Source organism: Kribbella sp. NPDC031520, from assembly GCF_055580825.1.
Genome location: NZ_JBVIKS010000004.1, coordinates 559527 through 572360, shown reverse-complemented (window position 1 = coordinate 572360; position 12834 = coordinate 559527). Strand labels below are relative to the sequence as shown.

Annotated in this window: 12 protein-coding genes; 2 read left to right on the top strand and 10 right to left on the bottom strand. The window is 68.7% G+C overall.

Going from position 1 to position 12834, the window contains the following annotated elements; translation table 11 throughout:
- Positions 1-147 precede the first annotated feature (147 nt).
- A complete protein-coding gene (locus ACZ5BU_RS23490) occupies positions 148-642 on the bottom strand; it encodes a MarR family winged helix-turn-helix transcriptional regulator (protein ID WP_465702088.1) in 495 nt (164 codons plus the stop codon).
- 67 nt (positions 643-709) lie between these two features.
- Between ACZ5BU_RS23490 and ACZ5BU_RS23485 the strand changes: the two genes are divergently transcribed.
- A complete protein-coding gene (locus ACZ5BU_RS23485) occupies positions 710-1459 on the top strand; it encodes a hypothetical protein (protein ID WP_465702087.1) in 750 nt (249 codons plus the stop codon).
- Here ACZ5BU_RS23485 and ACZ5BU_RS23480 read toward each other — a convergent pair.
- Positions 1398-2123 carry a YqjF family protein gene (locus ACZ5BU_RS23480; protein ID WP_465702085.1) on the bottom strand — a complete coding sequence of 242 codons (726 nt, stop codon included), beginning with the start codon at positions 2121-2123 and terminating at the stop codon, positions 1398-1400. The genes ACZ5BU_RS23485 and ACZ5BU_RS23480 overlap by 62 nt on opposite strands.
- A 6-nt stretch (positions 2124-2129) precedes the next feature.
- Complete coding sequence (locus ACZ5BU_RS23475; protein ID WP_465702083.1) at positions 2130-2432, bottom strand: hypothetical protein; 303 nt, start codon at positions 2430-2432, stop codon at positions 2130-2132.
- A 54-nt stretch (positions 2433-2486) separates the two neighbouring features.
- Between ACZ5BU_RS23475 and ACZ5BU_RS23470 the strand changes: the two genes are divergently transcribed.
- On the top strand, positions 2487-3542 hold the full coding sequence (locus tag ACZ5BU_RS23470; RefSeq protein WP_465702081.1) for an epoxide hydrolase family protein: 1056 nt from the start codon (positions 2487-2489) through the stop codon (positions 3540-3542).
- On the opposite strand, the gene xylA is transcribed toward ACZ5BU_RS23470, so the two are convergent.
- From xylA to ACZ5BU_RS23435, 7 genes are all read right to left on the bottom strand, one after another.
- Positions 3543-4703, bottom strand: coding sequence for a xylose isomerase (gene xylA / locus ACZ5BU_RS23465; protein WP_465702079.1), 1161 nt, complete (start codon positions 4701-4703; stop codon positions 3543-3545).
- Positions 4700-5863 carry a Gfo/Idh/MocA family protein gene (locus ACZ5BU_RS23460; protein ID WP_465702078.1) on the bottom strand — a complete coding sequence of 388 codons (1164 nt, stop codon included), beginning with the start codon at positions 5861-5863 and terminating at the stop codon, positions 4700-4702. The genes xylA and ACZ5BU_RS23460 overlap by 4 nt, the downstream gene beginning before the upstream one ends.
- Complete coding sequence (locus ACZ5BU_RS23455; protein WP_465702076.1) at positions 5860-7077, bottom strand: ROK family protein; 1218 nt, start codon at positions 7075-7077, stop codon at positions 5860-5862. The genes ACZ5BU_RS23460 and ACZ5BU_RS23455 overlap by 4 nt, the downstream gene beginning before the upstream one ends.
- A 137-nt stretch (positions 7078-7214) precedes the next feature.
- Positions 7215-7910, bottom strand: a complete 696-nt coding sequence (locus tag ACZ5BU_RS23450; protein ID WP_465702075.1) for a hypothetical protein — start codon at positions 7908-7910, stop codon at positions 7215-7217.
- Positions 7911-8150: 240 nt separating this feature from the next.
- Positions 8151-8435, bottom strand: coding sequence for a hypothetical protein (locus tag ACZ5BU_RS23445; RefSeq protein WP_465702073.1), 285 nt, complete (start codon positions 8433-8435; stop codon positions 8151-8153).
- 89 nt (positions 8436-8524) lie between these two features.
- The gene (locus ACZ5BU_RS23440; protein ID WP_465702071.1) at positions 8525-9853 is read right to left on the bottom strand and encodes an amidohydrolase; all 1329 of its coding nucleotides are present in this window, start codon (positions 9851-9853) and stop codon (positions 8525-8527) included.
- Complete coding sequence (locus tag ACZ5BU_RS23435) at positions 9831-11966, bottom strand: DUF222 domain-containing protein (protein ID WP_465702069.1); 2136 nt, start codon at positions 11964-11966, stop codon at positions 9831-9833. The genes ACZ5BU_RS23440 and ACZ5BU_RS23435 overlap by 23 nt, the downstream gene beginning before the upstream one ends.
- Positions 11967-12834: the final 868 nt, after the last annotated feature.

Sequence of the window (12834 nt, the reverse complement as noted above, 5' to 3'; positions counted from 1 at the left end):
GGGGACGCTGAGGCCGTGCTTGTTCTTGGGGTTCTCGTTGGCGAAGTGGCTCAGGGACACCATCAGGTTGAGGGTTTCCATCGTTCCGTCCTTTCTCGACGTTTGCAGGTACGTCGGAGGTAGACGGACGTTCTTGACATCCAGCGGCTAAGAATCTTCTCCGGTGGCGACGACGAGGCGCCGGAGCAGGTTGTCGAGGGTGGTTCGGTCCGCGCTGGGGAGCTGGTGGATCAGCTCCTCCTCGACCAGGGCGATGTCGCCGATGCTCCGTTCCCAGAGCCGGTTGCCCTCGGGGGTGAGCGTGGCGACGACCTTGCGACGGTCGTCCCGGTCGTGGGTGCGTTCGACGTACCCACGGCGCTCGAGCGCGTCCAGCCGGTTCGTCAGGGCGGCCGGGGACATGTTCAGCTGCCGGGCGAGCTGCCCGGGCGTCGCCTGGTACGGCGTACCGCCGCGGCGCAGCATGTGCAGCGTCTTGAACTCCCAGAGCTGCAGCCCGTACGTCGCCAGCACAGCCTCCCGCCGACGCTCGAGGTACCGGGTCAGCACCTGCAGGCGCACGGTGATCCCCTCGACGTCCCGGTCGAGCTCCGGCAGTTCTCCCGACCAGAGGTCGATGTGCGTGTCCACAAAGTCCTTCACCGAGCTAACTTTTCAGTGCGTGAAGGTTAGTTGTCAAATGTTTCGACGTCGAAATACTCTTCCGGACATGAGCCAACTCCCAGCAACCGCCGTCGCCGACGCAGCACACAAACTGATGCTCGCCGGCCACTGGACCGCCGCTACCGCCCTCCTCACGTCCGCCCAATCCGAAGACCCCGAAGAGCAGCAGATCCTCGCGCTCGCCCGGGCCTCGGTCGCGGTCGACCACGACTTCGGTCAACAGTCCGACCACGCCACGGCAGCGCTCGCCGCCGTCCCCGGCGATTCGTGGGACCTCGCGATGCTCAAGCTCCGCAAGGACTACGCGGACGCGCTGTTCAACTCCGGCGACGGCGACCTCCGCGACCGCATGCTCACGCTGATCAAGGACGCCCCTGACGACGTACGACGGGGCGTAGCGAGCTTCTGGGCCGGCGCGATCGCCGACAACGTGTACGAGCAGCCCGCAGAGGCCATCGAGCACTACACGCTCGCGTTGGAACTGGGCGACGAACTGACCAAGGCGCAGGCGCTTCGCCACCTGGGCCACCACTCACACGCCGCCGGGAACCTGAAGCCGGCGCGAGAGCAGTGGGAGCGGTCGACCGAGCTCCTGCAGAAGAACGGGCACCTCCGCCCGGCACTCGCCCAGCAGGTCCACCTCGCGATCCTGCTCCGCGACGAGGGTGACGAGGCCGGGTCAGCGGCCCTCGCGACCGAGGTGCACCGCTGGGGACGACAGCTCGGCATCGGCTTCATCGTCGAGCAGACAGCGGAGCTGATGGTACGGCGAACTCAGCAGGAACCCCCGCGCTGAACGCGACGTGATCCGGCGGCCGCCCCGGCGGCTCCAGCCCCACCGACCGCAGCAGGCTGTCCGCGTCCAGCGTGGTGAGCGTCGCGGCGTGCAGGATCCACGGCGGATGCTCGTTCGGTAGGTACAAGGTACGGCCGGCGCGATGTACGTGCAGGCCCCACCGCGCGGTGAGGAAGTCCTCCAACGGCCCGATCCGGAGCCGCTCCCCCATCTCGACGCCAACGGTCGCGGAGGCGCCGGAACGACGTACAACCGAGGTGTAGTGGTGGTGGCTGCCGTCGCGCTCATGCGTCATCCGCGCCCACCGGTACGGCAGGCCGAACACGCTCCGGGCGGCCGCCACCACGGCCAGCCGGTCGGCGTCGAGGCTCAGGAAGACCACACCACGCCGGCCGGTCTCGTCGACGGAGTAGAGCCGGAGGTTCGTCTCGAGGAACGACCCGAAGTACGGCACACGTGGTCCGACAGGCAGGCCGGTGTCGACCATGCGGAACGGCACCAGACCGACGTACGTACGGTCCTCGAAGGTGTCCGGTCGCGTACCGGGCGGGAAGAACCGCGCGACCTCGGCAGGCTCGAAAGCCCAATGGACAAAGGTCAGATCCAGCCACCGCTGCCGCAGGATGCGCGGCCGCGGTAGGGTGGGAGCGTCCGGCCAGCTCACGCCAAGTCACTCAGCGTTCGGCCGAACCTCACACGTCGGCCGGCCGTCGTTCAGCTCACACACCATGAAGCCGGCAGTGCCCGGCTTCCACGGCATCACCGCGTCACCCGCGATCAGCGCGTCCAGCGTCTGCAACGCCGGATCCCGCTGCTCGGCGTGATGCCGGTACCCGGCCGCGCCGAGCGCCAGCGCGATCGCCATCCCGAGCAGGTTCACCTCGGTCGGCTGCTCCGGAACCGTGGTCCCGTCCACCGGCTCCAGCTTGATGCCGTGCTCCGGCACCTCGACGATCCGTGCGACGTACTTCATGGAGTCGAGCGTAGCGGTCATGCCCTGTCCGGTACTGCTTCTAGGGTCGTTGGTATGGAGTTTCGAGCAGAGGTACCGCAAGCGGAGTTGGATGAATTGCAGCGCCGGCTGGACGCGGCGCGCTGGCCGGACCAGTTGCCCGACGCGGGTTCGTCGTACGGCGTGGAGCTCGGCCGGCTGCGTGACGTGACCGAGTACTGGCGGACGGCGTACGACTGGCGCCGGTTCGAGAAGCGGCTGAACACGTATCCACAGTTCGTGACCGAGATCGACGGTCAACGGGTGCACTACCTGCAGACCGGTGCAGGCACGCCGCTGTTGCTGCTGCACGGTTGGCCGGGCGCGGCGTCGGACTACCTCGAGGTGATCGACGCGCTCGCGCAGGACTTCACCGTGGTGGTGCCGACGATGCCTGGCTTCGGGTTCAGTGGCGTCACGACCACGAGCGGCTGGGGTGTCGACCGGATGGCGCGCGCGTGGATCGCGTTGATGGAACAGCTCGGCTTCGAGCGGTACGGCGTCCATGGGTACGACTGGGGTGCCCGGATCGGTCCCGTGCTGGCGCGGCTCGTCCCGGAGCGAGTGATCGGCCTGCACCTCGACGGGTACTTCGTGTTCCCGCAGGGCGAGGACCTGACCGAGGCGGAACAGCAACGACTCGGCGGGCTGGATCGTTGGCAGAACGAACGATCCGGGTACGCCGCGATCCAGGGCACGCGCCCGCAGACCCTCGCCTATTCGTTGCTCGACTCCCCGATCGGCCAACTGGCCTGGAACTTGGAGTGGTACGACGACTACGGCCACCGGGAAGGTGCCATCAGCAACGACCACATCCTCGACACCGTGACGCTGACGTGGCTGACGCGGACCGCGGGCTCCCAGGCGCGGCTGTACTGCGAGGCGCAGTCCGCGTGGGGCGCACAGGTCTCGTACTGCCCGGTGCCGATCGGCCTCGCGGTGTTCCCGAACGACAGCACGGTCCGGCGGCTCGTCGAGCGTGAGTTCGACGTCGTGCACTACACCGAGTTCGACCGCGGCGGGCACTTCGCGGCGCTGGAGGTCCCCGAGTTGGTCGTCGAGGACCTCCGCGCCTTCTTCGGCAAGCTCTAGTTACCGCACACCCAGGAGGTGCTCCATCGCGAGCTGGTCGAGCTTCTCGAAGCCGAGACCGCGATCGGCCAGCGCCTCCGGGTCGTACTTTGCGTTGCGCAGGTCGCCCAGCGACTCACCCTCGGCCAGGGTGGGCTCGGACAGCTCCGCGACCCGCGCCGCGGCGAGGGCCTCAACGACCTCGGGATCCGCACGGAACGCGCGCACCTTCTCCCGCAGGATCAGGTAGTTCCGCATGCACGCACGCGCGGTCTCCCAGACACCTTCCTCGTCCTCGGACCGCGGCGGCTTGTAGTCGAAGTGGATGTGCCCCTCGTACGCCGGGTAGGTTCCGGATCCCTGGAGGGCGTCGACCGTCCAGAACGCCCCGCGCAGGTTTCCGGCCCCGAACCGCAGGTCCTGGTCGAACCGCGGACCGTGCTGCCCGTTGAGGTCGATGTGGTACAGCTTCCCGTGCCACAGCGCCTGCGCGATGCCGTGCGCGTAGTTCAGGCCGGCCATCTCCTCGTGCCCGACCTCGGGGTTGATGCCGACCAGTTCGGGGTCGGCCAGGTCGTTGATGAAGGCAATGGCATGGCCGATCGACGGCAGCAGGATGTCACCGCGCGGCTCGTTCGGCTTCGGCTCGATCGCGAAGCGGATGTCGTACCCCTGCTCGCGGACGTACGCGCAGAGGATGTCCATCGACTCCTTGTAGCGGTCCAGCGCCGCGCGGACGTCCTTCGACCCGCCCGACTCGGCGCCCTCACGACCGCCCCACAGGACGTACGTCGTCGCGCCGAGCTCCGCCGCCAGGTCCACGTTGCGCAGCACCTTCGCCAGCGCGTACCGGCGTACCTGACGATCGTTCGCGGTCAGGCCACCGTCCTTGAAGACCGGGTGCGCGAACAGGTTGGTGGTCATCATCTCGACGCCCATGCCGGTCTCGGCGAGCGCCTTCTTGAAGCGTTCGAGCACCTGGTCGCGGGTGCTGTCGTCGGGGACCACGTCGTCGTCGTGGAACGTCACCGCGGCGGCGCCGAGCTCCGCGAGCTTCTCGACCGTGTGCACCGGGTCCAGCGCCGGGCGCACCGCCGTACCGAAGACGTCGACTCCCTGCCAGCCGACGGTCCACAGCCCGAAGGAGAACTTGTCGTCCTTGGACGGGGTGTAGTCACTCATCCTGCAATCTCCTGCCATTGACGTGAGTTCGAACTGGCCTCGACCGCGGCCAGCACCCGCTGGACCTGCAGCCCGTCGGCGAACGACGGCGCCGGGTCGGTGCCGTCGGCGATCGCCGTGACCAGGTCGACTGCCTGGTGGGTGAACCCGTGCTCGTAGCCGAGCAGATGGCCCGGCGGCCACCACGCACCGACGTACGGGTGATCGGGTTCGGTGGCGAGGATGCGGCGGAAGCCCGCCGTCCTCGAGTCGTCTCCTGCGTCGTAGAAGTGCAGGAGGTTCATGTCCTCGAAGTCGAACGCGAGACTGCCGAGGCTGCCGTTGATCTCGATCCGGATCGCGTTCTTCCGGCCGGTCGCGAACCGGGTCGCCTCGAAGACGCCGAGCGCGCCGCTGCGGAAGGTCGCCAGGAACACCGCAGCGTCGTCGACCGTGACCGGTCCCCGTTGAGTACCAGCAGTACCGGACAGACCCGAGTGCTCGGCCGCGACCGGACGCTCCTTCACGAACGTCTCCAGCCGCGCACTGACCTCGCCGATCGTGTCGCCGGTGATGTACTGCGTCATGTCGACGATGTGCGCGCCGATGTCGCCGAGCGCGCCGGAGCCGGCCTTGGTCTTGTCCAGCCGCCAGGACAGCGGCGCCTCCGGGTCGGCGATCCAGTCCTGCAGGTACTGCGCGCGGACGTGCCGGATGGTCCCGATCTTGCCCTCGGCAACGAGCTGGCGGGCGAGCGCGATGGCCGGCACCCGCCGGTAGGTGAACCCGACCATCGAGCGGATCCCCTTGGCCTTGGCCGCTTCCGCCGCCGCCGTCATCGCCTCGGCCTCCTCGACGGTGTTGGCCAGCGGCTTCTCGCACAGTACGTGCTTGCCGGCCTCGAGCGCCGCGATCGCGATCTCCGCGTGGCTGTCACCCGGCGTACAGACGTCGACCAGCTGGACGTCGTCGCGGCCGAGCACCTTGCGCCAGTCGGTCTCGGTCTCCTTCCAGCCGAGTTTCACCCTGGCCGCTTCGACCGCATCGGGGTTCCGGCCGCACAGGACGTTCATCTGCGGATCGAGCGGCAGGTCGAAGAAGCGCGGCGCGCTCCGCCAGGCCTGCGAATGGGCCGCGCCCATGAACGCGTAGCCGATCAGGCCGATGCCCAGGTTCGTCATGACTCTCCTAGCTGTGTCGGGTCGGCGAATACTTGGTCGAGACAGATCTGCGCGCCGCCGCGGACGGCCGCGCCGAAGCCCAGGTCGGAACGGACCACCCGGCAGCCGCCGCCGTCCTGCGCGAGCACGCGCTCGCGGAGCGCCTTCTTCAGTGGCTCTTCCAGCCACGGTCCGAGTACGGCGAAGTACCCGCCGAGGACGAGTACCGCCGGGTTCAGGATGTTCACGAGGATCGCTCCCCCGATGCCCAGCCACGTACCGACGTCCTTCAACGCGGTCAGCGTCCGTACGTCACCCGCCTCGGCGCGCTCCACGACACCGGCCAGCCGCTGCTCCACGTCGAGCGACGGATCCCGTACCGGGTCGTCGCGATCCGTTGCCTTGCGCAACAGTGCGGTCAGGCCGACGACGGTCTCCCAGCAGCCGGTCCGCCCGCAGCCGCAGGTCTGCCCGGGTGGCGCCACCGGCATGTGCCCGACCTCGCCGCTGTAGCCGTGGGCGCCGCGGAGCAACTGCCCGCCGGATACCACGCCACCACCGACACCGACGGCGCCGGTCAGCAGTACGAGATCGTGCTCGCGCAGTTCGGCGTACGCCGCCAGCGTCGCGAGGTTCGCCTCGTTGTCCACCTGCAGCGGGTACGTCGGTTCTCCGAGGCGCTTGCGCATCTCCTTGGCGACGGACACCTCGCTCCAGCCGAGGTTCGGGGCGAGTTTCAGCTCGCCGGTCTCGCCCTCGACCAGACCGGGTACGGCGAGCGTGACGCCGGCCAACCGGCCACCGCGGGCGTCCACGGCGTTCACGGTTTCCTGTACGAGTTCGGCGAACCGGTCGAGCGTCGTACCGGGGCCGAGGTGCGCGACGTCCACCGGCACCCGCTTCTCGTGCACGACGTTGCCGGCCAGGTCGAGCGCGACGATCGCCAGGTATTCGACGTTGATCTCGGCGCCGACGCCGCAGACACCGGTGCCGTCGAGTTCGACGAGTTGCCCCGGGCGGCCGAGGGCGCGGCTGGAATCGGCGGAACCTTCGCGGAGCAGGCCACGTTCGACGAGCTCGGCGACCAGGCTGCTGACGGTCGCCTTGTTGAGGCCGGTCTCCTCGGCGATCCGCGCCCGCGACCGCGGACCGAGGTCGTGGACGTGGCGCAGTACGACGGAGAGGTTGTTGCGACGGAGCGACACGTGGTCGGCGGCAACACCCCGGTTCACCATCGCGTCAGCCCTCCGTCGACTTTGTCTGTTGATCCAACAAACTAAGTTCATGCCGACGAGGCGTCAAGAGTTGCGTAGCTGTGAAGTTCTTGCAGGACTTTGCCTAGATCTGTACTTGGCGCGTACCGGCGAGCTGCTTAGAACAGCTCCATGCTGTCGGCGGTCGCGGTGATGACCGGGTTGTCGAAGTACAGGCGGCAGGCGATCGCGTGGCCGGCGCAGGTCAGCAGCGACGGGCCGGCCGCGTCGACGACCCGGTACGTGACCGGGTGCTCGCAGCGCTCGACCTCGCCGACGTTCTCACGGCCGCAGCCGAGCACGTGGCAGGTGACCGTGTCGCCGACGTTCATCAGCGTCAGGCCGTGCTCGGGGCAGACGCCCCAGCCGACGCCACAGGCCTGGCCCTCGTTCGCGGCGAGCCGGACGAGCTTGCCGGCGGTGACCTCGAGCTTGCTGGCCAGGTCGCGGAATGTGGTCGCGGCCTGGTCGAGCTCCCGGCGGAAGCGCCGCAGTTCGACGGACTCCGGCATGTTCTGCGTCGCCGCGTGCAGGTCCTCGGCGAGCGTCATCGCGGCGACCGCGATCTCGTCGACCCGGACGGGGGTGTTGAACTGGCGCAGCGTCGTACCGCTCGGGTCCCGCGGGCGGTCCCGTACCTCGGACAGCCACTCCGACTGCGGCACCTGAACCTCAGCGATCTTCTGTCCCGGTCGCCACTCGGTAGGTGCTCCGAGGTCAGCAGTTGGTTGCGGACCGTGACCGTTGCTGCTTCCGTTCGTACCCGCGGTCCCGTTCACCGGGATCCGGTTGTCCTCCGCAGTCCGACCGTTCATACAGCCTCACTCGTCCCAGTCCCCTGTGGTGCCTCGGTGGCCGATCGTGCCATGTGTCCGGTACCCAGGACCAGAGGAAGAATGATGGTGTCACCCACCGTTCCCCCGGACTTGCGGACAGCAACGATCAACCCCCGGACAACGAAAGACTTCCCCACCACAGGGCCACCGAATCACACCGTCCGGGTTACCCAACGCGATCTTTGCATTTCCGAACGGACGGTTGTCACGCCGTTGCGTTCAGGTGTTCCCGGAGGAACGGGTGGGGGTGTGGAAGGCCGAGTTCGGCGGGTCCTCACGCAGGTCCCGGGTGAGCACCGACTGCGCGCTGCGCGGGTATCCCTCGGCGTTGCTTGGCGCGGAGTCCAGTTCGATCACCTCGAATGCGTCACCAAGTTGTGCACGCAGCGTCACGAAGCGCTCCTTGGCTGCCATCCAGTCGTGCGTCGACGGCTGACTCAGCACCGGCGCCTCCTCGACCGCGGTGGCCAGCGCGAACCCACCGGTGAAGCACATTCCGATCACGCCGCCCCTCCCCGCTCCGGCGTCCGCGCGACGAGGTCCCCTCGCCGACCAGGTGCTCCCCGAATGCGGTCACCTCGGGCGTGAGGAGCTTAGGGGTCGTAGTGCTGGACGGCGCCGCCTGCGGAGAGGTCGACGAGGGTGTGTGCCAGGGCTCGCGCGTCGGCCAGGACTTCGTCGAGGTCCATCGTGGTGAGCCGGCGGTCGCGTACGACGACTTGCCCGGCGACGAGGACCGTGACGACGTCGGTGGCTCTGACGGAGTAGACGAGGGCGGCCCGCGGGTCGTGGAGCGGTTGGTTGTGCGGCGCGTTGAGGTCGACGAGCGTGATGTCGGCCTGGTGGCCTGGTTCGAGTACACCGACCATGCCGTTGAGACCCGCCGCGGCGGCACTACCCCTCGTGGCAAGGCGGAGCACGTCGGACAGCGTCATCCACTCGGCGTCGTGCTCGCGCTGCTTCTGGGTGAGAGCAACCATGCGGATCGCCTCCCAGACGTCGAGCGTGTTGTGTACGGCGGCTCCGTCGGTACCGATGCCTACGTCGACGCCTGACATCTTCAGCCCTTTGATCGGGGTGACCTCGCCCATCGCGAGCTTGAGGTACACCTTCGGGCAGGACGCCACAGCCGTACGACCCGCGTACCGCTCCAGGATCTTGAGGTCCGCCGGCCGGATCCCGCAGCCGTGCGCGATGAGTACGCCGGCGTCGAGCACCCCGGTCCGCTCGAGCACCTGCACCGGCGTGACCCCGTGCTTGTCCACCGAGGCCTGCGTCTGGTCGTCGGTTTCGGCCGCGTGCAGATGGATCCGGAACCCTTCGGCTCGCGCTACCTCCGCCGTACGCCTGAGGTCGTCGTCGTTCACGGTGTAGGTCGCGTGCGGTCCGAGGGTCGCGGTGATCCTCGGATGCAACTCCCGGAGCGCCCGGGTCGCGTCGAAGGCCGCCTGTGTTTTCTTCTCCGTGGAGGAGAAGAACGTCGGCGCCAGGTCCGCCCGGATCCCGGCCTCGATCGCGGCGGCGGCGATCTGGTCCGCGTGGAAGTAGTGGTCGACGAACGTCGTCACGCCGCCGAGCAGCATCTCCGCACACGCGAGCCGCGCACCGACCCGCACCCGCTCCGGCGTCAGGTTCACCTCCATCGGCCAGATCCGCCGGTTGAACCAGTTCTCGATCGAGAGATCCTCCGCGGCTCCGCGCATCATCACCATCGGACTGTGCGTATGCGAGTTCACCAGCCCCGGCACCGCCAGCAACCCGGTCCCGTCGATCACCTCCTCGGCGGAGCCGCTCGGGTCGGTGGGCGCGATCGCGACGATCAGGTCATCCTGCACGTGGATGTCCTGCGCCTTGTCGACGCGGCACTCCCCCTGCTCGGGAACCACCAGGACGGAGACGTTACGGATCAGCAGTCGCGGCATTCGTCCTCCTGACTGAGCTGCGTACGGCAGTCTGGTCGATCCGCGGGTCCACGCGATGGGTGCCCTCGGGGTCGACGCGGAACCTGAAGCCGTGAGGTGTGGTCCATTCGAGCGTCCTGTCGTCGATCCGGCGGACGCTCCAGCCGCGGGCGTGCGTCTTCACCCGATGGCCGAAGCGGCCCAGCGGTGCGAGGTTGGTGGTACTGGTCTGCCCGGGCGGACCTAGTGGGTCGTAGGGCTCGATGTGGTCGAGGTCGATGGTGTCGGTGGTTTCGCGGGTGCCGTACGGGAAGAGCTCGACGGGGTGGATGAGCTTGACGCGTTCGCGGATGCGGGTGGGGATCTCGTAGGCGTTGACGCTGACGGCGTCGTTGAGGTCGATGACGGGTTTGACGACGTACGGTCCGTACCCGACGAGTTCGGTGAGTTGCGCGGCCAAGAGCGGCCCGATCGACTCAACCCGCAGCACACCGGCTCCACTCGCCAAGGTGTGGTCGGTCAAGTGCACGACAACCTCAGTCTTCCCAGGCCGCACCTGTCCCCCACCCAGCCCAACCCGCGCCTGCACGCCACGGCTGCCCGGGTCGCTCGAGTTGCCCGTGTTGTTCCGGTCGCCCGAGTTGTTGCGGTCGCCCGAGTGGTACGAGTCGCCCGACTGGCTTGCGCGGTCCGGGTCACCCGGCTCGCTCGGGTTGTTCGGGCCGCCGGGGAAGCCCGGGAAGCCCGGGAAGCCCGAGGTTCCGCGGTTGCTCGCGTCCCGCGGGTTGTCGGAGTGGCCAACCCGGCCTGAGAGGTCCAAGGCGCGCGTGTTGTTCAGGGTGCCGGAGTTGTTGGGGTTCTCACGGCCGCTCGAGTGATCGAGGTAGCTCGGGTTGGCGTACGCGTCCTGTTTGATTTGTGCGAGCCGGGCGTTGAGGACCCGGAGGGCGACCGCATCCATGGGCGCACCCTCGTCGGGTCCGCCCGTTGGCCGCGGATCCTTCCGCAGTATGCGACTGTCGAACGGATCGGACAGCAGGTCAAGATCATCAGGCCCACCAGCCTCCAACCACGGATCATCCGGCGGCCCCAACGGCTCGAGCACACCAGTCACGTCTCGCCCGCCCGCGATGCCAGCGCCGAAGCTCGGTCCACCGGCTTCGGGCTCAATGTGCCTCGGTCCGGAGCGACCGGGCTGCATCGCGGGCGGCGCGATCCCACGTGACCCGACCCCGGTCGGCTCAGTCCCGGTCGGCTCAGTCCCGGTCGGCTCAGTCCCGGTCGGCTCAGTCCCGGTCGGCTCAGTCGCCGGCGACTCCGTCACAGGCGGCTTGGTGGGGCATTGGTCTGAGGGGTGTCGGGGGCCGGCTTGGGTCAGGAGTTCTTGGGTGAAACGCGGGTCGGGCAGGATTGCGATCGCCTGGGCTCGGCGGTGCTGGAGGGGGCGGGTGTCGCCCAAGGTTTTCAGGGCTTCGGCGATGGCGGCGATCGCCGAGTCGTGGCGGTTGACGGCGGCTGCGGGGGCCTTGATGTAGATGGTCTTGTTGCCGTGCTTGTCGCCCCGGCCGACGAACACGCCACGCTCGTCAGCTGCCGCCGCGGCCTCGTCGGCGGCGCGCTGCGGGTCGGCGCACCGCTTGGCGGCCTGGGCGATCTTGTCGAGACGGTACGGGGAGATCGTGTCGATGATCTCGGACACCCGGCGGTCGACGTACTCCGCGGCCGGATGGTCGAGATTAGTGCAGGCGCGCACGATCTGCCGCGCCTTCCACGGGGTGGCCGCACCCTCCTGGATGCGGGCCCAGGTCAATGGGAAGCGGTGGCGCAGCGCGAGGGCGTCGGCGATGAGGTCACGGCCGACCCCGGGAGACACACCCATCACCATCGCGAACTCGGCGACCGCGAACTCCGCGATCTCCGGGCAGCCGTCACCGCCCAGGACGACAGCTCGTTCGCGGCCGTCACGGGCGCCGCGAGTGGGCCGGGACGGGCAGGTCGACGGGTGGAAGCGGTCGGCGTAGATCTGGGCGCACTCGAGCAGGCTGGCGTCGGCCCGGTTCGCGATTGCGCGACAGCCCGTTGCCTGCTCCAGCAGGTCGCGGGTTGGTAGCGCACTCAGATCGATCCCGAACATGTGTTCGATTCTACGCCATTGTGGGCAGGCGGCCAAACTCGGGAGGAGGGTGAATCTCCTTGTCCACAAGGGAAAACATCACACGCGCCGAGCGTCGGAACCGGGTATGCAATCCTCGTGGACCGGGAAGCTTGCCGAGCCGGACGGGATAGTTGCCGGAAGCAACTTCAGTCCCCTGACACGGCGCCCGGGGCGTGGCGCCGGAGGTGCGCGGCAAACGCACGAACGCCGGGCAGCGCCTGCCGCTACGGTCGGGCAGCCGGCGGACCGTATCGCGTCATGGCGAGGTGAACCGAGGTGGCCGACGCTGGTCGAGTGGTCGGACGTTGATCGAGCGGGCGGCCATTGGTCGAATGGGCGGCCGTAGTCGATTGGGCTGAGCTGGGTCGGTGTGACCGGGCGGTCCGAGATGGTCCTACGCGGGTCGGCGCGACCGGCTCGTCCAGGTGTCCGGAGCGGGCCGCGGTAGCTGGTCAGAGCACGCTGCGGTGACCACAGGGAGCAGGCCGGGTGACCGGGGTGAGCCGGCGTGACGGGGTGGACGGGGGCGGGCGGGCCGGAGCAACCGGGTACGTGACAGGTAGGTCGCGACGGGGCACAGCGATGGGGCGCAGAACAGCCGGCGCAGCGACGGGGCGGAGCACGGCTGGCGAACGGCGGGTGATCCGGGACGGGTGATCCAGGGCGGCGCGTGCGGGCGGCGTGCGTCGGTCGCGCGAACGCTACGAGAGGGACTGTCGGCGTTCGTCTCGTGGAGCGGGCTCGGTGAGGTGTTCGCGCGTCGTGGGTGCCAGTGGATGCCTGATCCGCCGGCGCAGGTGCAGTGCGGACAGCGCGGGCAGGCGGCGCGGGCGTCCAGGTCTCACCG

Bases quoted from the DNA above. Each gene is read 5' to 3' on its own strand.
- ACZ5BU_RS23485 (WP_465702087.1), top strand. From the start codon at position 710: ATGAGCCAACTCCCAGCAACCGCCGTCGCCGACGCAGCACACAAACTG.
- ACZ5BU_RS23475 (WP_465702083.1), bottom strand. From the start codon at position 2,432: ATGAAGTACGTCGCACGGATCGTCGAGGTGCCGGAGCACGGCATCAAG.
- ACZ5BU_RS23470 (WP_465702081.1), top strand. From the start codon at position 2,487: ATGGAGTTTCGAGCAGAGGTACCGCAAGCGGAGTTGGATGAATTGCAG.
- xylA (WP_465702079.1), bottom strand. From the start codon at position 4,703: ATGAGTGACTACACCCCGTCCAAGGACGACAAGTTCTCCTTCGGGCTG.
- ACZ5BU_RS23460 (WP_465702078.1), bottom strand. From the start codon at position 5,863: ATGACGAACCTGGGCATCGGCCTGATCGGCTACGCGTTCATGGGCGCG.
- ACZ5BU_RS23455 (WP_465702076.1), bottom strand. From the start codon at position 7,077: ATGGTGAACCGGGGTGTTGCCGCCGACCACGTGTCGCTCCGTCGCAAC.
- ACZ5BU_RS23450 (WP_465702075.1), bottom strand. From the start codon at position 7,910: ATGAACGGTCGGACTGCGGAGGACAACCGGATCCCGGTGAACGGGACC.
- ACZ5BU_RS23440 (WP_465702071.1), bottom strand. From the start codon at position 9,853: ATGCCGCGACTGCTGATCCGTAACGTCTCCGTCCTGGTGGTTCCCGAG.
- ACZ5BU_RS23435 (WP_465702069.1), bottom strand. From the start codon at position 11,966: ATGTTCGGGATCGATCTGAGTGCGCTACCAACCCGCGACCTGCTGGAG.